General features: G+C 60.4%; 23 protein-coding genes. 11 read left to right on the forward strand and 12 right to left on the reverse strand.

Annotated features, from left to right (window positions below):
- Positions 1-35: 35 nt before the first annotated feature.
- The 3 genes from AC1DPX_RS32105 (at position 36) to AC1DPX_RS32115 (ending at position 1,203) form a co-directional block, all read left to right on the forward strand.
- Positions 36-320: a PRC-barrel domain containing protein gene (locus AC1DPX_RS32105; RefSeq protein ID WP_477241837.1), complete on the forward strand. Its 285-nt coding sequence runs from the start codon at positions 36-38 to the stop codon at positions 318-320.
- 55 nt (positions 321-375) lie between these two features.
- Positions 376-882, forward strand: coding sequence for a DUF6894 family protein (locus AC1DPX_RS32110; RefSeq protein WP_477241839.1), 507 nt, complete (start codon positions 376-378; stop codon positions 880-882).
- A gap of 159 nt (positions 883-1,041) precedes the next feature.
- Entirely contained in the window at positions 1,042-1,203 is a 162-nt protein-coding gene (locus tag AC1DPX_RS32115; RefSeq protein WP_477241841.1) for a hypothetical protein, read from the forward strand.
- A 93-nt stretch (positions 1,204-1,296) separates the two neighbouring features.
- On the opposite strand, the gene AC1DPX_RS32120 is transcribed toward AC1DPX_RS32115, so the two are convergent.
- A complete protein-coding gene (locus tag AC1DPX_RS32120) occupies positions 1,297-1,533 on the reverse strand; it encodes a hypothetical protein (RefSeq protein ID WP_477241843.1) in 237 nt (78 codons plus the stop codon).
- Between the two features lie 235 nt (positions 1,534-1,768).
- Between AC1DPX_RS32120 and AC1DPX_RS32125 the strand changes: the two genes are divergently transcribed.
- Positions 1,769-2,044, forward strand: coding sequence for a hypothetical protein (locus AC1DPX_RS32125; protein ID WP_477241845.1), 276 nt, complete (start codon positions 1,769-1,771; stop codon positions 2,042-2,044).
- A 218-nt stretch (positions 2,045-2,262) separates the two neighbouring features.
- Positions 2,263-2,472, forward strand: a complete 210-nt coding sequence (locus AC1DPX_RS32130; RefSeq protein ID WP_202356072.1) for a hypothetical protein — start codon at positions 2,263-2,265, stop codon at positions 2,470-2,472.
- Positions 2,473-2,530: 58 nt separating this feature from the next.
- On the opposite strand, the gene AC1DPX_RS32135 is transcribed toward AC1DPX_RS32130, so the two are convergent.
- A complete protein-coding gene (locus AC1DPX_RS32135) occupies positions 2,531-2,734 on the reverse strand; it encodes a hypothetical protein (RefSeq protein ID WP_477241847.1) in 204 nt (67 codons plus the stop codon).
- A gap of 266 nt (positions 2,735-3,000) precedes the next feature.
- Positions 3,001-3,300: a DUF1236 domain-containing protein gene (locus AC1DPX_RS32140; protein ID WP_477241849.1), complete on the reverse strand. Its 300-nt coding sequence runs from the start codon at positions 3,298-3,300 to the stop codon at positions 3,001-3,003.
- Positions 3,301-3,599: 299 nt separating this feature from the next.
- On the opposite strand from AC1DPX_RS32140, the gene AC1DPX_RS32145 reads away from it, so the two are divergent.
- The 3 genes from AC1DPX_RS32145 to AC1DPX_RS32155 all read left to right on the forward strand — a co-directional run bounded on the left by AC1DPX_RS32145 (position 3,600) and on the right by AC1DPX_RS32155 (position 5,784).
- Complete coding sequence (locus tag AC1DPX_RS32145) at positions 3,600-3,839, forward strand: hypothetical protein (protein WP_477241851.1); 240 nt, start codon at positions 3,600-3,602, stop codon at positions 3,837-3,839.
- Between the two features lie 73 nt (positions 3,840-3,912).
- Entirely contained in the window at positions 3,913-4,257 is a 345-nt protein-coding gene (locus AC1DPX_RS32150) for a low affinity iron permease family protein (protein ID WP_202356068.1), read from the forward strand.
- 126 nt (positions 4,258-4,383) lie between these two features.
- Complete coding sequence (locus AC1DPX_RS32155; protein WP_477241853.1) at positions 4,384-5,784, forward strand: phospholipase D-like domain-containing protein; 1,401 nt, start codon at positions 4,384-4,386, stop codon at positions 5,782-5,784.
- Between the two features lie 49 nt (positions 5,785-5,833).
- Here AC1DPX_RS32155 and AC1DPX_RS32160 read toward each other — a convergent pair whose 3' ends face one another.
- The 4 genes from AC1DPX_RS32160 to AC1DPX_RS32175 form a co-directional block, all read right to left on the reverse strand.
- Positions 5,834-6,643, reverse strand: a complete 810-nt coding sequence (locus AC1DPX_RS32160) for a metallophosphoesterase family protein (RefSeq protein ID WP_202356066.1) — start codon at positions 6,641-6,643, stop codon at positions 5,834-5,836.
- 25 nt (positions 6,644-6,668) lie between these two features.
- On the reverse strand, positions 6,669-7,577 hold the full coding sequence (locus AC1DPX_RS32165) for a diacylglycerol/lipid kinase family protein (protein ID WP_477241855.1): 909 nt from the start codon (positions 7,575-7,577) through the stop codon (positions 6,669-6,671).
- Positions 7,578-7,582: 5 nt separating this feature from the next.
- Positions 7,583-8,320, reverse strand: coding sequence for a phosphatase PAP2 family protein (locus AC1DPX_RS32170; RefSeq protein WP_477241857.1), 738 nt, complete (start codon positions 8,318-8,320; stop codon positions 7,583-7,585).
- A 251-nt stretch (positions 8,321-8,571) separates the two neighbouring features.
- On the reverse strand, positions 8,572-8,700 hold the full coding sequence (locus tag AC1DPX_RS32175; RefSeq protein ID WP_477241899.1) for a baeRF12 domain-containing protein: 129 nt from the start codon (positions 8,698-8,700) through the stop codon (positions 8,572-8,574).
- A gap of 58 nt (positions 8,701-8,758) precedes the next feature.
- Between AC1DPX_RS32175 and AC1DPX_RS32180 the strand changes: the two genes are divergently transcribed.
- A complete protein-coding gene (locus AC1DPX_RS32180; protein WP_477241859.1) occupies positions 8,759-9,220 on the forward strand; it encodes a 4'-phosphopantetheinyl transferase family protein in 462 nt (153 codons plus the stop codon).
- On the opposite strand, the gene AC1DPX_RS32185 is transcribed toward AC1DPX_RS32180, so the two are convergent.
- A complete protein-coding gene (locus AC1DPX_RS32185) occupies positions 9,202-10,836 on the reverse strand; it encodes an ATP-binding cassette domain-containing protein (RefSeq protein ID WP_477241861.1) in 1,635 nt (544 codons plus the stop codon). The two genes, AC1DPX_RS32180 and AC1DPX_RS32185, sit on opposite strands and share 19 nt — an antisense overlap.
- Positions 10,833-12,077 carry an ABC transporter transmembrane domain-containing protein gene (locus tag AC1DPX_RS32190; RefSeq protein WP_477241863.1) on the reverse strand — a complete coding sequence of 415 codons (1,245 nt, stop codon included), beginning with the start codon at positions 12,075-12,077 and terminating at the stop codon, positions 10,833-10,835. Before AC1DPX_RS32190 ends, AC1DPX_RS32185 begins: the two co-directional genes overlap by 4 nt.
- An 824-nt stretch (positions 12,078-12,901) precedes the next feature.
- On the opposite strand from AC1DPX_RS32190, the gene AC1DPX_RS32195 reads away from it, so the two are divergent.
- Together AC1DPX_RS32195 and AC1DPX_RS32200 are read left to right on the forward strand one after the other, a co-directional pair.
- The gene (locus tag AC1DPX_RS32195) at positions 12,902-15,295 is read left to right on the forward strand and encodes a phosphoketolase family protein (RefSeq protein WP_477241865.1); all 2,394 of its coding nucleotides are present in this window, start codon (positions 12,902-12,904) and stop codon (positions 15,293-15,295) included.
- A gap of 18 nt (positions 15,296-15,313) precedes the next feature.
- Entirely contained in the window at positions 15,314-16,480 is a 1,167-nt protein-coding gene (locus AC1DPX_RS32200; RefSeq protein ID WP_477241867.1) for an acetate/propionate family kinase, read from the forward strand.
- Between the two features lie 35 nt (positions 16,481-16,515).
- On the opposite strand, the gene AC1DPX_RS32205 is transcribed toward AC1DPX_RS32200, so the two are convergent.
- The 3 genes from AC1DPX_RS32205 to AC1DPX_RS32215 all read right to left on the reverse strand — a co-directional run bounded on the left by AC1DPX_RS32205 (position 16,516) and on the right by AC1DPX_RS32215 (position 18,745).
- Positions 16,516-17,031, reverse strand: a complete 516-nt coding sequence (locus tag AC1DPX_RS32205; RefSeq protein ID WP_202356060.1) for a GNAT family N-acetyltransferase — start codon at positions 17,029-17,031, stop codon at positions 16,516-16,518.
- 63 nt (positions 17,032-17,094) lie between these two features.
- Positions 17,095-17,727, reverse strand: a complete 633-nt coding sequence (locus AC1DPX_RS32210) for a helix-turn-helix domain-containing protein (protein WP_202356059.1) — start codon at positions 17,725-17,727, stop codon at positions 17,095-17,097.
- A gap of 214 nt (positions 17,728-17,941) precedes the next feature.
- Positions 17,942-18,745, reverse strand: a complete 804-nt coding sequence (locus AC1DPX_RS32215; RefSeq protein ID WP_477241869.1) for a universal stress protein — start codon at positions 18,743-18,745, stop codon at positions 17,942-17,944.
- Between the last annotated feature and the right edge of the window lie 460 nt (positions 18,746-19,205).

The raw sequence follows: 19,205 nt of genomic DNA on the forward strand, positions 1-19,205 counted from the left end.
ATTGGGACTGACCCACGCACTGAGGAGATGCACCAATGGACCATACCAGTCACACGCGGCTTGCCGGCAATGAACTGACACCGGAGTTTCTTGACCGCGCGACCATTTATGGCGCTGACGACGAAGAAATTGGCACCGTCTCTCATCTGCACGGCAGTCAGATTGTCATCGATGTCGGCGGCTTTCTCGGAATCGGCGCCAAGCCGGTGGCTGTCGCCGCCAACCAGCTGGACTTCATGCGTGACGCAGACGGTGACATCCACGCCGTAACGACTTGGACCAGGCATCAGCTGGAAGACATGCCTGAACATCTGGACTGAAACTGGTGGCCGGCTTCGGGCCGGCCCCGCCATCACCGACGCTAGGAGCCCCTAAATGGAAATCGTTCGGACTCAAGTCTTGAATGCCACCGCGTTGAACGGCCAAGCGATCCTGCGCGTGGTTTTTTGCGGCGAGGGCAGTGAATGCGTTACCGTGGATATGGCTAATGTCGATGGAGACGAAGAATTTGCTATGACCCGCGCAAAGGCCATTCTCGTCCAAACCGCCACATTCGGTCTTGCCGCCAACGAGTATGACGCGACCAGCAATGGCAACTTCGACGAAGTCGCGGTGACCTCGGCAAGCGACACGGGGGGCGATGTTTATCTCTTCGACTATCGCGACGGCGAAACCAGTCGGCGGATACCTCCCTCCCGTATGCCAAGCCTCGAAGCTGCACGGGCCGAAGCAATCCGCTGCGCAGTCGATCTCTTGGTCGATCTGGAGCCCGGGACCGATGCACTGTCCGGCTGGCTGGTGCGGGTCTCGGACGAAAAGGGTGAACTTGTCTATACGGTGGATGTCCTCGAGGCCGAGGCCGCTCGCAAGGCCAGCCACTAACGCATTGGCCACCAAGAAGCGCATCGTCGATACCGAGCAGACCTATGCGCAGCTTAGTCTGGTGATCTGAGGATTTGAGGGCTTTTGCTCCGGCCTTCACTTTTTGTCCCGCGCGCGTTGCGCGTTAGGAGTGCTCAGGTGAAACAAAGGAAGCTGTTGATGACCGAATTGCCAAAAATATTCGACCCAAGGGCCGAGTTTGTGCGCAAGGTCGCTGACGAGACCGGTATTTCAGAGCCGCAGGTACGTTACCTCATTTCAATAGTCGGTTACGATCATTCTTCGCTCGTCCGCGAGGCCAGGATACTTAAGCGGGACTAGCAATAAGTTCGGTAGCCACATGTACGAATTCCATTCTGTCGCCTCCTTGCCGGCAAGCTAGCCGGATGTCGGCATTCACGAGAGGGGAAAGCTCTAACCAGCAATCTTCCATTCGTCTTGCCAACGGCCACGCACTGCGATCATCAGCATATCTTCACTCGTCATGCCGGTCTGAAAGAGCCTTATCAGTTCGGCTGCAAGCCCTTGCGCGCCAGCTGTGTCGGGAAGAACATTGAATTCAACACAAAGGGCGTCGAAGGCCACCTTCAGCGTCTCGAGGTCGTTAGGGTAAAAGCCCTCGTTATGTAAGCGAATAGGTCGGTCAAGCATCAGGCGCCTCCACTACGGGCGAGAGTGCGATCGTCGCTCCCAAGCAGCGGAGCCCATCATTTGGCCGCTGACCACCCCGCTATGCGACGGTTCGCCCGGCCTGTCATTTCACTTTGACATACCCGAACGGCTATTTGAAAGTTGATCTACCAATATGGGCGCTGGCTTTGCTGCGATTCGAGAGCGGTGCGTGAGTTGCTCTGGAAGCAATCCACGGGAAGGTAGGCGCCCTGAGGTGACCGATCCTGGCTTCGGCATCCTGAAGAGCGAATTGATATGGGAGACGGGCGAGGGCCATGTCGGCTCATGCTGCGACAGGATCATCCTGGTCGGCCGAGGCAGTTCGGGCTATCGTCGCGCGCGAGCGACAAGGCAAACACAGGCGGGGGCAAACCCTTTGGTGAAACACTTGCGTGGCAAGACGTTTTTTGCGGCACGCTTCTACGCAGGATTCTTGGGACGCACTATCCTCAATGCCATTGAGCATCCCTCGCCTGATTTTCGCAAGTGAACCCGAGTCCGAATCGATTTTAAGTCGCTGGACCGACCGTGGTCGATGCGTGCGACTTTCGATTCGTTGATCTGGAACATATGTGACTTCCGAGGGTTGGTGATTGCGGCAGGCAACGCTCCCTCGCGCTACTTGCTGAAGATCGGGCCAGAAACCTTGATCGGCCCGCGTTCTTCACTAAGGGCGCGGGCTTCCCCCTTTTTTGGAAGAGATCGCGCATGTCCCAGACCATTCAACCACCGATATTGCCGGAAGGAAGTCCGGATCGGGCGGTCAACTGTGAGGTGGCCCTGGAAGCGGCGTTCGCGGCCTTGGTGGCTGAATCGGAGGCTCAGGGATGGACAGCGCAAGAGACCGCGGAAACCCTGCTCAAAATTGCGACCGAACATATCCACCTTCTAGGGGCGGCGGTCGAGCCGAAGGCGTAAGGAGGAGGTTGCGCCAGAGGAGGTGATAGCTCTGCCGGGCCTTTGGCTGCGCTTCCCGCTATTCGGCGGATCCATTGTTGGTGAATGGGGAAGCGCTGGGGATGCACTGCAGGGTCCAGCCCGGCGGGGTTGGCTGCTTCTGGTATTCGGCAATGGCGGCCGTGCATTGTTCGCGCTTGTCGAAAGTGCTCGGCAACACCGCCATGCCGCCCTGCGGGCCGGCAATCACCAGATACCAGATCAGCGCTGCTGTCGAAGTCATGGCGTTTCCTTGTTCCACTCCGACGCTATAGACGCAGCCGGCTGGACCACCTTAGGCCAATGGCCAGGAATGAGCTAATCGTCATTGAGAAAAGAAGCGGCGATCAGGTCGTCGCCGGTAATGTTCGCGTCCGCGAACTTGGTCCGAAGGTTTCAACGCGCATTTCCAAGGCATCGGATTTTGCGAGATCTCGCGGTCATGTGAGCTCCCGTTTCAATGAAAACCCGTCGCCGGCAGAGGCGACGGGTTTTGGCCGGCAAGGCCGGTCAGTCGTAGACTTTGATGATCTTGTGGCTGCTTGGATCGACCAGAACCGTCCGGTTGTCGATCACGACATAGCGGTAGTTGACGTTCGGAACTTCGTGGAGTTCGACCGTGTCGGGCAGCGCCGTGCCGATGTTGAGTTCGACACCGGGAACCTTCACAGAAGCAAGCGGCTGCTTCTTCACATATTCACGAATAACCGTTTCCTGCTCCGGCTGAATGATGATGTCCTCGGCCGCCGCAACGCCGGCCCCTGCGAGCAGAAGAAATGCCGCGGCTGCGGCAGACAGATGCAATTTCATAGTCTTGCTCCTCGTTAGATTGGCTCCGATCGGTGATGTCGAAGCTCAGCTGCCAACTTGGCGTGGGTGCAATCGTTCCCTTGGGTGGACTTCAGTCGGGCGAAGCGGTCGGACCAAAGTCCGGTCGAATTGCGCAAGGGTCTTGCCGGCCACTCAGCTTGGAACGGTAGGATGTCCTGGAAGTTGCCAGCGAAGGAACCGGAGGAACGAATTTATGGACAGAAGTGTTGGTCAAGCGCGGTGGTTGCTGGCGCCAGTCTTCTTTTTGGCGATAGCCCTGCTCATGGTTGGATTATCCCTTGGCTGAATCTGGATACCCCACACTTCAAAATCCGCGCAGCTATGTCCCTTCCTGCGCTGATAACGGTTCGCTCGCTGCATTGGCGGCGAGCGAACCCGTCGACTTCAATTTGGCCAGCGACGGGTGGATGTTCAAAGACAAAAAGACTCGCTTCATAGAGGCCGGTTTCCTCCTGGCTGTGCCCATTTGCGTCGGTCTCACCGCGCTAATAGCCGCATTCGCTCTGGCCAAGATATGATGATGTGGTTGTATCCTCGGCGGCGTTCGGCGCGAGATCGAGCCCCCGACCGCGCAATTATGGGAACGCTGGAATGAACCGCATCCTTTTTGTGGCGGCGGACTTCCTTTCCCGCCCGCCGGGCTTCTACGTCATGATGGTCGCAATGGTGTTGTGCACCGCGCTGGTGCCATTCGGACTGACCAACGCGGTCACCTATGCCCTTTCGGTGGCCGCCATTGTGATCACCGGTGTTGTCCTGATACAGGGCTATCGCGATACCGCCGCCATCCACGCCAAGCTTGATGAGATCATCGTTTCACTGGACGAGACCAGAAACGACGTTGTCGGCCTGGAACATGCCGAGCCGGAGGAAATCCGCGAAAAGATTGCGTTGCTCGAACAAGAAGCAGCGCAACGAAATGAGCGAGCCACCTGATTACCATACGGGCGAACTGTCCGTGCGCCCTCAGCATGCTCAAAGCACCCGTGCAACCAGATCAGCGCTCGCGGGTTCTTGACGTAATGAAACGGCGCCTCGTTCTCCTCCGAAACTGGTCAATCCATGGACGTCTCGATTACGCAAACATCGGCCGATAAAATCAAAGCAGGTAAGAGCGGCCTGCTGCTGATTTCGGACAATTACGATGCGTTCGCCGCGCGTGTTTTAGCGGCAAGGGGCGCGGCTCGCACTCTCGATCTCATGTACTATCTCTGGCATGACGACCACACGGGGCGCTTGCTTTTGCAGGAAGTTGTCCGGGCGGCCCAGCGAGGCGTGCGGGTCAGAATGCTGCTCGACGACGTCAATCCGCGCAAGAGCGATGCCGCCTATTTGGCGCTGAGCAACCATCCAAACATCGAACTCAAATTGTTCAACCCGAGCGGCATCAGAGCGCGCGGCCTCATGCGCGGGGCGGAAGTCCTCTTGCGGCTTTTTGCACTGACAAGGCGGATGCACAACAAGGCGTGGATTGCCGACGACAACATCGCCATTGTCGGTGGGCGCAATATCGGCGATGCGTATTTTGACGCGGCGGAGACGAATTTCCGTGACCTCGACATGCTGCTTCTCGGTCCCGCCGTCCAGCAAACCGCACAGATCTTCCAAACGTTCTGGGTATGCCAGGACGCCAAGCCAATAGCTGAACTCGGCGCATCCGCTCCAGGCTCGCATGCCTCGTATTTCGACGGAAGCGAGGAGAAAACCGAATCGACGCTTCTGAGCGGTATCAGGGACAAGGGCTCCATCGCCGAGTTCATAGCGGCGAGCAGCAACGTACATTGGGTCGAGCGCGTGCGCGTGATCTCCGACCCTCCGGAAAAGGTCCGAGGCTGGAGACCGCGCGGTTGGCTGATGAAGGAGTTGCTTCCAATCATTCAGTCGGCGCGCAAGCGGGTGGAAATCGTGTCCCCGTATTTTATCCCCGGCAAGAAGGGTTCAAAAATCCTCGGCGACCTCGTCGACGATGGAGTGCAGGTTTCTGTTTTGACCAACTCCTTGGCCGCGACCGATGTCGCCGCGGTCCACGGGGCATACGCCAACTATCGCAAGCGCTTGCTGAGAATGGGCGTGCAGCTTTTCGAGCTCCAACCCTTTAGCCGGCAGCCCAAGATTTCCGTATTTGGATCCAAGGGCGCCAGCCTGCACACCAAAGCGTTCAGCGTCGACGACAGGATCGGTTTCGTCGGATCCTTCAACTTCGATCCGCGGTCCGTATCCCTGAATTCGGAAATGGGCGTGCTTTTTGAACACGAGAATCTGGTCGCGGAACTGCGGCACAGGTTCAAATCGGAGATAGCGCCGGAAGCGAGCTACCGGCTCGAATTGAAGAACGAGGTTCTTCGCTGGCATGGCAGCGATGAAGGCAGGCCGCAAACCTACACTCGCGAACCCGAGGCAGCATGGTCCCGCCGCATACTGGCCGCCTTGGTCAGGCACCTCCCCATCGAATCTCAGCTTTAGCCGTATGTCGGCGGATTCTGGGAATGTTGACGCTCTCCACAACCGCCATTCAAGCAGGTTCCCACCCGCCTGGACCTTGCCGAAAGGAATAACTGGCTGAGGTTTCGAACCCGGACTGCGAAGGCTGCCATGCCCGACATTCGATGGAGATCCTCGGCTGCTCGACGCGAATGATGTTAAACGAATTTGCAGCTTGGCGTACCCGCGACGAAACCGCCGTTCCCGCTTGAATAAGCAGTGCCGCATAGCCGTCGATAAGGTAGCGCCGTGCGCTCGAACCAGCGCGGTGAAGATGCTGGTGGCCAGACAATATTACGTCTACGCCGCTGCGCGAGAAGGCGTCCATTGCCAGATCAGCCCGACCCACGATGCCGTCGTCGTTTTCCAGGTCCAGCCCTTCGAAAGGATGATGCGTGACCACTATCCGGGTAACGTCATCGGACATATGTGCGAATTTTTCCGTCGCCGCCTCGAGCTGGCGGACGTTGATCCTGCCGTCCTTTATTGTCAGGGATCGTGCCGTGTTGATCCCGACCACGGCGATTTCGCCGTCGGCATAGAACGGGTCGGTGTCCGCCTCGATGTAGCGCCTGTAACGCGACAGAGGCGTCATGGCACGCGCGAAGAGATTCCAGAGCGGCACGTCGTGATTGCCTGGCACCACGATGCGGGGGCCAGGAAGGGAATCAAGGAATGCCCGCGCCTGCAGGAACTCCTCTTTCCGGGCGCGCTGCGTCAGATCTCCTGACACGACGAGCAAATCGGAGTCGACCGCAAGAACCTCCGTCGCAATCGCCTCCACAAGCCGGCTCTCTGTCTTTCCGAAGTGCAAATCCGAAAGGTGGACCAGGGTTTTCACTGAAGTTCTCCGCTTTCAGCGACGGTCACCGGTTCTGGTCTCTTTTGGCAGGTGCAAGGACGTGCAAGGCCGCTGGTCGAATCCGAAAGTTCAGGGGCATGGCCATACTGACGGCTTCGCCATCCAGAGAAACCAGCATGGCGTGGCGATGCGATGTGATTTGAAGTGAACCAGCCCGATAGATTTCCAGATCTCGGGCGGAGTCGATCATGCCGAACGCGATTTTGAACGGAAGCAGTGCGAGTCCAAACCAGGACTGCTGCTTGACGACATAGACACACAGTTCTTTTGACGTGAGGCTGCCGCGACGGCCAAGATCGGCGATGTCGTAGAAATTGTTGCCGACAAATACGCAAGGGGTCCGCAATCTCTCGCGGGTGCCCTGGGCAGCGACGTGGACAGCCTGCCAGGAGGCGGATCTCAACGTTCTCATCAGGGCGGGACCGATGGCGGCAAGCTTGCCGAACCCGCGGTGCCGCTGCTCGGCTGAACGCTTTGCTACAAAGAAGGGATAGATGCCGATCGATGAGTTGTTGAGAAAGACTCGGCCGTTGACCTCGGCGACATCGACTGCGACAGGCTTGCCCGTCGCGATTGTACCGATCGCCGCAGTCAGGTTGAGCGGCACACCCAAATCCTTGGCAAAGTGGTTTAGCGTGCCGAGCGGAAGAATACCTAGCACCACATCCGTCCCCGCCAGCGCCGAGGCCGCGCTGCCGAGAGTGCCGTCGCCACCGCCCACTACCAATATTGATTGATCGCCGGAAGTCGACTTGTTGTCAGCAACGAAGCGCCGGGCGAGTTCTCCAACCTCTCGCCCTTCCACCAATCGCACATCCGCCTCGACGCCACGTTCGGCGAACCCATCCCGTACGGCTCTCTCGATGTCGCCCTTGCGCGCCGCAGCGCCGGCTCTTTTGTTGATGAGTGCCATGACCTTCAAGTCCTTGGCCCCCGCTTCGGCCTTTCCTGAAACCATAAAGCGACTATCCAGCACAGGATCGCCCAGCCTGAACCAATGCACCAGCCGGCCAAGACATCCGTGGGATAGTGGACCGCGAGATAGACCCGGCTTACGCCAACGGCCACCGTCAGAAACACAGCGAGCGCCATGAAATACAGTTTGAGACGCCGATCCTGATTTGCGTGCGAAAGGAGGGCGCCCACGGTCAGGAACGTGATCGCCGAGAGCATTGCATGGCCGCTCGGGAAGCTTGCGGTGAATACCCGCGTGACATGAGGGATTTCCGGCCTGGGCCGGTTGAAGCTCAATTTCAGGATGGTGCCAAGCAGTTCGCCGCCGGTCACCGCCACCCCCATCCAAATGGCGAGAGCCCGCTTGTGAATGAGAAGAAGATAGACAACCCCTGCCACCAACACGAATCCAAGAAACACCACGCTTCCGACTGAGGTCACATCCCTGGCTGCTTCCTGTAGCCATGGCGGACCGATCGGGTTGGCGGGATCGGCAGCGCGAAGGGTCGACATGATCGCCAGATCAAATTTGGTCGTATCGCCTTCCAGGACCTCCTCGGCGAGCACCCCAAAGCCGAGAACGAGGCATGCCACAAGCATCACCGCGACAAGGCTGTATCTGTCTTGAGCGGATGCACCGCTAATCCCAGTCGGCGGGGGAGGGCAGGGCCTTAGCTCGATATCTGGGGCTGGTTCGCTCAAGCGCAGGACCTCGATCTACAGTCCACAACGGCTTCGCAAGAACCGGGTTCCCCAATCATAGTGCGGTCCACGCAGTATGGTCGACCGGCTTAGACCTGACGTCAATCTTGTGACTTGGGGGCGTACCGGCTGGCTAACGCCTTCCCTGGGGCACGGGTGTATCGAGACACACCCGTGCAAATCTCAAAATATACAAGGAGGGTGCCTGGCATGTCGCCTGCAGGCAAAAAGACCAGGAAGCACCCATCCAACTACGCGGCGGCAACCACCTTCTCTATTTCTTGCGCTGAATGCCCTGTAAGATCCTTGGGGATTTCGCCCACGAGCACGGCCGAAAGTTTCTGGTGGTAGTCTGATTTACTCGTTGGCCGTCGACCTATATGCGCAGGGGAGGAGGACGCCCTCCTCCCCTCGGAGGCGGTTTCTTATAGCAATTCGGTGAACACAGTTCGCAGACAAAGTGGTGCTGCTCGAATCGTTGCCCGATCATTGCTCCAAGAGTTGGGCCAGGCCTGCGAAGCGATCAACAAGTCAACGGGTGGACCACCAATCTGGCCCAGAGAAATTGTGGGTTCATTGGCGCATGATCGAAAAACAGCAGTGGCGGCCGTTTCACCGAAAAGCAGATCTTTGACGCTCGGTATTGATATCGAGCCAGCAGAAACCTTGCCCAAAGATCTCATCGACATCGTGACGACAAATGGCGAACGCAGTCGCCTTGGCATGTCTCCACTTTATGCCCGCTGCCTGTTTGTTTTAAAGGAGGCCGTTTACAAAGCTTCATTCCCTTTGGATGGTCTTTTCCTCGATTTCTATGACGTTGACGACGTTGAAGACGCCGCGGTTACTGGCCGGCAGTGGCGATTGCACCATCGTCCAGCTCACCCTTGCGCAATGTGACGAAAGACGAGACCCCCCGAAGCCATTCCGCATGGCTCGTGGCTCGACAGGATCACGATGCGTTGCCGCAGCCGATGCAGCAAGATGCTGAGGATGCGTTCGCCCTGTTCGGCATCAAGATGTTCGGTCGGTTCATCCAACAGCACGATAGGCTTGTCGGAAAGCCAGGCGCGGGCGAGGTTCAGCCTTTGCGCCTCGCCGAGCGACAGCTCGCCTTGCGTGAGCCAGCTGTCCAAGCCGCCGGCTGCGCTGATCCTGCCCTCCAGTTCCACCGCGTTCAACGCAGCCCACAATTCTTCGTCGGTGGCGTTTGGGGCAAACAGGTTCTCGCGCACCGTGTCGGCCAAAACGGTCGCGTCGTGCGGGCAAAAGCAAGTCATGGACCGGCGTGCTTCCAACCGGAGCCCCACGCCATCTGCTGCGATGCGTCCATCACCGGCATCCAGCCAGCCGGCGATCTGCTTGAGCAGGGAGGTCTTGCCGCAGCCGCTGGGGCCATGCAGGGCTGTCGGCCTGCCCGCTTTGAATACTGCGGCGAGAGGCCGTCCAATCCGTCGGCCATCTGGAGCACAGCGCGGCAAGCCGTCCAGGGAAAGCGTGGAAATGCGATCCTGGGCATATCGACGTGGCGGTGCGTCCGGAGCGGTGGGCCATTTCGCCAGCGCGGCCTTCGCTGCCTTCGCGCGTACAAAGGCAATCAGAATCCTCGATGCGCCCTGGAGAGAGTCCCCGACGGCAAGCCAGGCGAATGCCAGGAGCGCCGGTGGCAACAGAGCCGCGCCGCGCAGGCCCGCCAGCCACGCGCATGCCAGAACGCTCAGCATGGCGCATGGCGCCACGCAACTGGCCAGCATGTCCAACAGCGCCTGGCGGCGGCGAAGCATCAGCGCGCGGTTCTGCGCATCGGTATAGCCGCCGAACGGCTCGCCAAGCATAGCGTCCCAGCGCCTTTCGCCTTGTAACGGAACCACGGCCTGCATCGCGGCGCCAAGCAGGCGCGAGGCGTGCCGCCGGCTTAGGCGCAGTGCAGCCTGATCGGCTTCAATCCGGCTGGCGAGGTAAACGGCCGCGGCGGCGCTCGCCGCGAAGAGGATCAAAATAGCGACGCCTGCCAACGGGGTCATCCAAAGAGTTGTTGCCAGAAGCAAGAGAAGGGCAACACAAAGGGTCACCGACGGCAGGCTGACGCGCAGGCGTGCGTAGTCCACGTCCTCGACATCGTCGAGAAAGTCGGCAAGGCGATCCTGGTTGCCAAGTTGCCAACTGGCCCTGCGAACGGACGGGGCGGCGGCCATCGCGGCGAAAAGCGCCGATCGGCGCACGTTCTGATCCGTCAGCGCCGCCCGATGCCCGACAACACGCTCGCCATATTTGGCCGCCGTTCGGGTCAGGGCGAACAGCCGTATGAATGCGGCGGGCATTTGAAAGCTGAACGTCAAAGCGGCGGGTGTCATTCCAGCCAGAGCGACAGCGCCCAAAAGCCATACGGAAACGCTCGTCAGCAAGATCCCTCCCGCCAGGGCCGCAAATGCGAACACAAGGGCGAGGCGCCATGGCGCGGTCTGCCGGATGCTTGCCTGCGGCAGGTTGACGATCGAGGAAACGTTGTCTTTCACGCGACCTTCTCCTGTGCCTGCCGGTTGTGCCATCCAACGTCGATCGTGTTGCCAGCAAGCATGGCCAGGGCCCTGTCATGCGTTGCGACGAGAACCAGGCGGGTCTGCGCCGCATCGGCGAGCGCGCGGCGGACCATCGCGGCATTTGCGGGATCAAGCTTGGCGGTCGGCTCGTCGGCGAAGATGTCGCGGCCCGAGAGCAGCGCTCGCGCCAGTCCGATACGCACGCGTTGTCCGCCTGAAAGGTTTTCGCCGCCGGCCTTGATCGATGCATCGATCCCTCCAGGCAGAAGCGCGTCGTCGAGGAGGCCGACACTGCCCGCAGCCAGGAACAAGCGGGTCCGGGAACACGGTCCAGCTTCCCAGCCGATGGCGTCGCCAAGGGTGCCTTCGGGTACATAGATCTCGGTCGAGCACCACGCGATGCCAGGCTGGTCGCGCTCCGTTTGATCCGGCAGTGCTGAACGGAGCCCGGCAACGTGGCGCAGCAAGGTAGATTTGCCTGATCCGCTCGCCCCGGTGATGGCCACCAGCCCCGTCCGAGGCAGGAGCGATGCTTCGCCAAGCAGTTCGCGGGTCAAGATAGCCGCTTCGAAGTCCGCGAACTGCGGACGCGCTGCCAGAACAAGCGTGTCGAGCGCCGTGGCGGCTGCGAACCCCTCCGACTTGGCGTGATACTGCTCGGCATAACGGCGGAACGGAGCGAAATATTCGGGCGCGATCATGAGTATGAACAGGCTTTGCCAGAGTTGCAGCCCGGCAAAGCCGGGAACACTCATCAGCTTGAGATGTCCGAGGCCGAGAAATACGGCAAGGATCGCGATCGAAAGCGACGCGAAGAGGTCGATGATGCCAGCGTTGAGGAAGGCGACCCTGAGGACGCTCATCGTGCCCGATGTATAGGCGTCCATCCGCGTCGCGAGCTTGCGGCTCTCACGCGGCAGTGCATGGTTTCCCAAAATTGTCGGCAACGCCCGGATTCGATCGGCGAATTGTGCTGCGAGGCGGCCGAAGGCCTTCTCCTGTGCCTCGGCGCCGATCCGGATCGCACGGCCGATCAGGATAAAGAAGACAATCATCACCGGCGTTAGAACCACAAGTACCAACGCAGCTTGCCAAGAGACCGCCATGATTGCTGCCGCGGCAACCAGTGGGCCGAGCCCCAGCATGACCGAGGCCAGGCGATGTCCCACTGCGAGACTTGCGACGGCTTGCGGATAGCGTTGCAGTCCGGCAATCAACGTTCCGAGCGGCATTGCCTGGATGTCGCGGGACTGCGCCGCGGCAAGGCCGCTGCGCGCCGTCCCAAGTAGCCCATCGGCGACCTTCAGCTCCGTATTGGCAACAGCGCGGTCTGTCAAAAGGCCGATCGTGGAAACGAGGATCAGGGTAGCCAATGCCGCTCCGAGGAGCGGCAAATTGGCGTCTCCCGTGATCATCTCGCCGACGAAGATTGCAGACAGGCCGGTGAAGGCAAGTCGCAGGACCGTACGCACCATTTGGAGCGCTATAGCGGCACGCAGGCCGGGGGCGGCAAAGGTTCGCGCCTGGCAAAGTGCCGTGCTGCCCGGCGCTGCCGATGTAGGAATGGGATGCAGGTCGGACCCGTCAGGTTGTTCCGGCACCATTGGGCGATTGTCTTGGCAATTCGAGACGGCGTGGAGCATGACGGATTAGTGCCATGCCAAGGCTTTGAGCGAATTGACGCACATCAACGGCCACCATTCAGTGACCCGCTGCGTCGTGGAACGTGTCCTTTGAGATTTGGAAGGACAACCCGCATCGGCCGGCCGGGCATTCAACTGGCAAATCCGTGAACGGCGCATTTGCGCTGCATCAATGCCGCGCGCACCCCGCCGACCTAGAAACGAAACCAGTCGACCGGGATTTCAGCTGGGATCCAGAAAGGATCGCAGCCGTTAGGTGACAGCGACGGTCACAGAGTCGCGGTAGATGTGTGCGACGGTTCCCGCCGACATCGGATTGAAAGCGTCGAAACGAACTCAACCCGCTGGTTTGCGTTGGACGGTAGCCAGGATTTTCGCGAATGCAGAGGAACAGGAAAATGGACGATCATTCGAGACCCGCGGCTGACGCCAACCGCTTGTCCGCACAGGAGCTGCGCGATCTCGACGCCTATTGGCGTGCCGCCAACTACCTGACCATCGGCCAGATCTACCTGCTCGACAATCCGCTGCTGCGCGAACCTCTGCGGCTCGAGCATGTCAAGCCGCGACTGCTTGGCCATTGGGGGACCTCGCCTGGTCTCAGCTTCATCTATGCGCATCTCAACCGCGCCATCAGGCAGCGCGACGCCAACGTCATCTATGTCTGCGGCCCCGGTCACGGCGGGCCTGCCATGGTTGCAAACACCTATCTGGAGGGCACGTACAGCGAGCTCAATCCGGACATCTCGCTGGATGAAACCGGCATGAAGAAGTTGTTTCGCCAGTTCTCCTTTCCAGGCGGCATCCCCAGCCATGCGGCGCCGGATGTGCCGGGCTCAATCCACGAGGGAGGCGAATTGGGATATTCGCTCTCGCATGCCTATGGCGCGGCATTCGACAACCCCGACCTCATCGTCGCCTGCGTGGTCGGAGACGGCGAGGCGGAAACCGGACCGCTTGCCACCGCCTGGCATTCCAACAAATTCCTCAATCCGGCGCATGACGGTGCGGTGCTGCCGATCCTGCATCTCAACGGCTACAAGATTGCCAATCCGACCATTCTCGCCCGGATCCCCGAAGAGGAACTGCGCGCGCTGTTCGTAGGCTACGGCTATGAGCCGCTGTTCGTCGAAGGCCACGACCCGGCCCTGATGCATGAAAAGATGGCGGTCGTGCTCGACGAAGCGCTCGACCGCATCAAGGCGATCCAGGAAACTGCGCGCAGCAGCGGCGCCATTGTCCAGTCGCGGCCGAGATGGCCGATGATCGTGCTGCGCAGCCCGAAGGGCTGGACCGGGCCCAAGGAAGTCGACGGATTGAAGACCGAAGGTTTCTGGCGCGCGCATCAGGTTCCCTTGTCGGGTCTCGCCGAAAACCCGCAGCATCTGAAGATGCTCGAGGATTGGATGCGCAGCTACCGGCCGGAAGAGCTGTTTGACGCAACAGGTGCTCCAGCGCCGACGATCCGCGCGACTGCTCCGCAGGGCTCACGGCGCATGAGCGCCAACCCGCATGCCAATGGCGGCCTGCTGCGGCGTTCTCTCGATTTGCCCGCCCTTGATCAGCATGCCATAGCGGTCGCGCGCCCCGGCGCCGTGAAGACAGAATCGACGCGGATCATGGGCCACTTCCTGCGCGACGTGATGGCGCTCAACCAGGATGCCAGGAACTTCCGCATCGTTGGCCCCGACGAGACGGCGTCCAATCGGCTCCAGGATGTCTTTGAGGTGACGGAACGCGCCTGGATGGAAGAGATCCTTCCAGAGGACGTCCATCTCGGGCGAGACGGCCGGGTGATCGAGATCCTGTCCGAGCATACCTGCCAGGGCTGGCTGGAAGGCTATCTGCTGACCGGCCGGCATGGCTTTTTCTCGTGCTACGAGGCCTTCACGCACATCATCGATTCCATGTTCAACCAGCATGCCAAATGGCTGGATGCCTGCCGCAAGCTGCCTTGGCGCCAGCCCGTTGCGTCCCTGAATTACCTCTTGTCCAGTCACGTCTGGCACCAGGAACACAATGGCTTCAGCCATCAGGATCCAGGCTTCATCGACGTCGCCCTGAACAAGAAGGCAGATGTCGTGCGTGTCTATCTGCCGCCGGATGCCAACAGCCTGCTGTGCGTGACCGACCATGTTCTGAAGACCTGGAACCGCATCAACGTCATCTTCGCCGGCAAGGCGCCATCCTGGCAGTGGCTGGGCCTCGAGCAGGCGATCGTCCACTGCAACGCGGGCGTCGGGATATGGGAGTGGGCCTCGACTGACCACGGCGCCGAGCCGGACGTGGTCATGGCCTGCGCCGGCGACGTGCCGACGCTGGAGACGCTTGCCGCGGTGCAGATCCTGAAAGAGCATATTCCGGATCTGCGGATCAGGGTGGTCAACATTGTCGACCTGATGACCCTGCAGCCCAAGGAACATCATCCGCACGGCCTGTCGGACCGCGACTTCGACGCCCTGTTCAGCAAGGACAAGCCAGTGATCTTCGCCTATCACGGTTATCCCTGGACCATCCATCGCCTGACGTACCGACGGAACAACCACCAGAACATTCATGTGCGCGGCTACAATGAAGAAGGCACGACCACAACGCCCTTCGACATGACTGTACTCAACGGCCTCGACAGGTATCATCTTGTGCTCAGCGTGCTCGACCGGATTCCCGAGCCGAGCGGCGCCCATGTCGGGCTCAAACACGCGATGGAAGGAAAGCTGATTGAGCATCGCGCCTATATCCGCGCCCACGGGCAGGACATGCCGGAGATCCTCGGCTGGAAGTGGGTCCCGTAAGCTGGCGCCAGGCCGACCATGACTGATGCGGTGCTGGTTCTTAATGGCGGCTCATCCAGCTTGAAGTTCGCCGTCTTCGAGGAGCAGGGGACGCTTCCCCTGCTGTTGCGCGGCAGCGTGTCTTCACTCGGCCGAGATCCCAGACTGCGCACCATGGCCACGGCGGCGGCGTCCGCCATCGACACGAGCGTCGGCGATGGGCCGATCGCGATCGCCGACGCATTTTCGGTGGTGGCCTCGCTGCTCGCCGATCGCAATCTCCTCGGCCGCATCGGCAAGATCGGCCATCGCATCGTTCATGGCGGCCAAACCTTCACACATGCGGTCCGGCTCGAGGCAAAAACTCTTGCGGTTCTGCGCCGGCTGGAGCCACTTGCGCCGATCCACCAGGCGGTCAATCTTGAGATCGTGAAGCTGGCAGCTGAGCTGCTGCCGCATGCCGTGCAGGTCGGCTGCTTCGATACGGCATTTCATGCGACCCGGCCGGCGCTCGCCAAGATCTACGGTCTGCCGCGCGACCTGGCGGAGCAGGGAATCGTCTCCTACGGCTTTCACGGACTGTCTTACAGCCACATTGCAGGGATGCTGCGGGAACGGTACGGCGCGGGCTCCGGCGGTCGCGCGATCGTTGCCCATCTCGGCAGTGGCGCAAGCCTCTGTGCCATGCGGGAAGGGGCAAGTGTGGCGACCACAATGGGATTTTCGACACTCGATGGTCTCGTCATGAGCACCCGCTGCGGTGCGCTCGATCCGGGCGTGATCCTTCATCTTCTGCGTAGCAAGACCCTATCTGCCGATGAACTGAACGACCTTCTCTACGAGCGTTCAGGCCTGCTGGGCGTGTCCGGCATTTCCGGGGACATGCAGACTTTGCTCGACTCCAAAGACGCTGCGGCTGTTGAAGCCGTCGATCTCTTTGTCTATCGCGTCGGGCGAGAAATCGGATCGCTGGCTGCCGCGCTAGGCGGCCTCGACACTTTGGTGTTCACCGCAGGTATTGGTGAGCACGCGCCCCTGATCCGGCACAAGATCTGCGAGGCTRCCGCATGGCTTGGCCTGGCGCTTGACGAAGGGTTGAACCGAAGCGGCGGCGAACTCGTCAGCGCCGCGACGTCACGTGTCGATATTCTTGTCATTCCGGCCGATGAGGAGGTCGCCGTGGCGCGAGACCTGCTTGCATTCTAAGCAGGTCTTCCTGCGGCTGGATGGGATTCACGGACCTATGCGGGCAAGCTGGCGCCACGCTTGCGCTGAACCAGAACGAGGGTCGCATCGTCGGGGTCAGCCGTGACCGTGAAACCCATCTCGCGCTCAAGTTCGATCGCCGCCCGGTTCTCGCGATTTTCGATCGATTCGATCGTTTCGAGGCCGTGCTTGTCCGCGTAGCGCGCGACGTGGGCGAGCAATTCCCAGCTGACGCCCAGATGTTTGCGGTCATCGCGGATGCAGATGGCGACCTCGCCGCGCCGATCGGCCGGATCGCTGGCCAGCGTCGCCACCGCGATCAACATTCCGTCCGGTCCAAACGCCAGGAAATTATGGATATGCGCGTCGTCGGAGCGGGTCATCGCAACCAGCCTCTCGTGCGAAACTTCCCGCACGGCGCCTAGAAAGCGGAAGCGCAGATCCTCGGGCGTTACGTGCGTGAAGAACTCTGCAAGTGTCGGCTCGTCCTCGGGGCGGGCCTCGCGAACGTCAAAGCGGAATCCTGAGTGCGTGGTAAGGATGGTTTTCATCGTCTTCGGTCCTTGGCTTGCCCTTGCGGGCATTTTGGTCTGGGAGGCTGTGGCCGCGCCGCTTTATTCGCCCATGTCGAGGAGCACGTCCTGCTTGAGGATCTCGAGGCTGCGCAGGCCAAGCAGGCGAATGACGCCCTTGTCCTTCAGGCGGGTGAACACCCGCGACACGGTCTCGATGGTGAGGCCGAGATAGTCGCCAATATCCATGCGCGACATCGGCAACTCGACCTGGCGCAGGCCGCCCTGGCGCTCCGCCATGTCGACCAGGAAGGCCGCGACGCGCTCGATGGCATTCTGGCGGCCAAGCACCAGCAGATGTTCCTGGGCTCTGACGAGACCCTTGAGCGCCAGTGGCAGCAGCTGCCGGGACATATCCGCGGCCGCGGCGATCCGGAAAACCCGGATGCCGGTCGCATTGATCGCCTCGGCGAAGAAATGATGGGTGGCGTCGGCTTCGAAGCCGAATGTCTCTCCGGCCATATGGAAGGCGCTGATCTGCCGGCGGCCATCGGCCAGAAGGCGGTAGACGCGCACGGCGCCGAATTCGACTTGGTAAAGCGGCCCTGCCTTTTCGCCTTGGGCGTAGATCTCCGTACCCGCCGGGAAGAAGCTTACCGGCTGCGTCGCATCGAGCAGAGCAAAAGGGTTCTGCTGCGTGGGCAGTTCGATATTGGCGATCTGTTGAGCGTACATGGCTGTGTTCCCGGTTGATCCGTGACAACAGAAATCGCGCAAATTCGAACCGGCCGAAATTCGTTTATGTCCCTAAGGGAAACTACTTAGTCGCTTGGCTGCACCGAACCTTGATAGGCAGAGCGTACGCATGAAATCCGCACAGCCGCGCGTCGCGCCTCGGGTCAAAACGTTACGCAGGGCTTGGGCGTCAAGGCCGAGGTCCATGAAGCAATCAGCTCGACATGAAGCGGCTGAGCCAGACATCGTCAAGCAGCGAACGGGTCATCCCGCCGAAAACCCATTCCCTCAGGCGGCTGTGGCCATAAGCACCCGAGACGATCAGGTCGGCGCCGACCGAGCGGATGAAATCACTGAGCGCGGCGGGCTCGTCCTTGGCCTTTAGCACTTCCGTGCGCGCTCTGACGCCATGATGGAGCAGGAAGCCCGCAGCATCCTTCATGCTCTCCTCCAACCAGTCGGTTGGATGAGGGTCGATCGTTGCCAGCACGACCTCCTTGGCGCCGAGCATCAGCGGCACGGCGTCCGCCATGGCTCGTCTTGCTTCGCGCGTGTCTTTCCAAGCGACCACGATCTTGCGCGCCGGCACATCCTGGGCGCCATGCGCGACAACAATCACCGGCCTGCCGGCGCGCAACACCGCCGTTGCCGGGTCGGCAACCCTGTAGGCATTTCCAGTCAATACGCCTTGGGAGGCGTTCGTCAGGATAAGGTCGGCGGCGCGCGCATTGATGGCCAGGCTGTGGTTCGGATTGTCCACCGCGCCCCGCCATTCCGTCGACACCCTCCCAGCGGCGAGGCCATCGAACTGGCTGCGCAGATCCTTGCATCGTTGCCGGATTTCTTCCTTCGACTGCTCCCACAACTCGGCCGCCAACTCGGCGCCCTCCGGTGCCATTGTCACCGGTAAGGGCGCGTCGGCCGCACAGCACCCGATCAGCCGGGCATCGAATCTCTTGGCGAGATCTATCCCCGCCTTGGCAATCGGTTCGATCGGGCCGTCGATGTCGACGTTCAAGAGGATGGATTTGTAGCCCATTTGCATCGCGCCTGATCATTGTTTCGATGTCTGAAACTAGCTTGCGCGATTTGCGCTTGCCTTGACGGCGATCAAAGGCGGCGAAAGACGCTGGATATGCGGTGCTTCAGGCACCGGTCAACCATCTACGCCATAGTCGCGCCATCCGTCGCGCTGGCTCGTCGGCCGTAGGCGCCGGGGCTGTCATGACGGTTGCTCGACCATGATCGGCTTGATCGGGATCAATGTTTTGGGCGGCTGTTCTGTCATTCCTGTTCAGGATTAACGAAAGGATACGACCGTGTCTGCAGATGCTATCGTCCTATGGGCTGCCGCGCTTGGCTTTGCCTATGTCGCTGGTGTCTCGATTTGCTTCGAACTTGCTTCGGCCAGGAGAGGCGTGCCGTCTTCGATAAATTATGGCTTTGGCCGTCACACCCGGCCGCTTCGGGTGAAGGTG

Source organism: Mesorhizobium sp. 01N446 (assembly GCF_056399285.1).

Bases quoted from the DNA above. Each gene is read 5' to 3' on its own strand.
- AC1DPX_RS32105 (WP_477241837.1), top strand. From the start codon at position 36: ATGGACCATACCAGTCACACGCGGCTTGCCGGCAATGAACTGACACCG.
- AC1DPX_RS32110 (WP_477241839.1), top strand. From the start codon at position 376: ATGGAAATCGTTCGGACTCAAGTCTTGAATGCCACCGCGTTGAACGGC.
- AC1DPX_RS32115 (WP_477241841.1), top strand. From the start codon at position 1,042: ATGACCGAATTGCCAAAAATATTCGACCCAAGGGCCGAGTTTGTGCGC.
- AC1DPX_RS32120 (WP_477241843.1), bottom strand. From the start codon at position 1,533: ATGCTTGACCGACCTATTCGCTTACATAACGAGGGCTTTTACCCTAAC.
- AC1DPX_RS32130 (WP_202356072.1), top strand. From the start codon at position 2,263: ATGTCCCAGACCATTCAACCACCGATATTGCCGGAAGGAAGTCCGGAT.
- AC1DPX_RS32135 (WP_477241847.1), bottom strand. From the start codon at position 2,734: ATGACTTCGACAGCAGCGCTGATCTGGTATCTGGTGATTGCCGGCCCG.
- AC1DPX_RS32140 (WP_477241849.1), bottom strand. From the start codon at position 3,300: ATGAAATTGCATCTGTCTGCCGCAGCCGCGGCATTTCTTCTGCTCGCA.
- AC1DPX_RS32150 (WP_202356068.1), top strand. From the start codon at position 3,913: ATGAACCGCATCCTTTTTGTGGCGGCGGACTTCCTTTCCCGCCCGCCG.
- AC1DPX_RS32155 (WP_477241853.1), top strand. From the start codon at position 4,384: ATGGACGTCTCGATTACGCAAACATCGGCCGATAAAATCAAAGCAGGT.
- AC1DPX_RS32165 (WP_477241855.1), bottom strand. From the start codon at position 7,577: ATGGCACTCATCAACAAAAGAGCCGGCGCTGCGGCGCGCAAGGGCGAC.
- AC1DPX_RS32195 (WP_477241865.1), top strand. From the start codon at position 12,902: ATGGACGATCATTCGAGACCCGCGGCTGACGCCAACCGCTTGTCCGCA.
- AC1DPX_RS32205 (WP_202356060.1), bottom strand. From the start codon at position 17,031: ATGAAAACCATCCTTACCACGCACTCAGGATTCCGCTTTGACGTTCGC.
- AC1DPX_RS32210 (WP_202356059.1), bottom strand. From the start codon at position 17,727: ATGTACGCTCAACAGATCGCCAATATCGAACTGCCCACGCAGCAGAAC.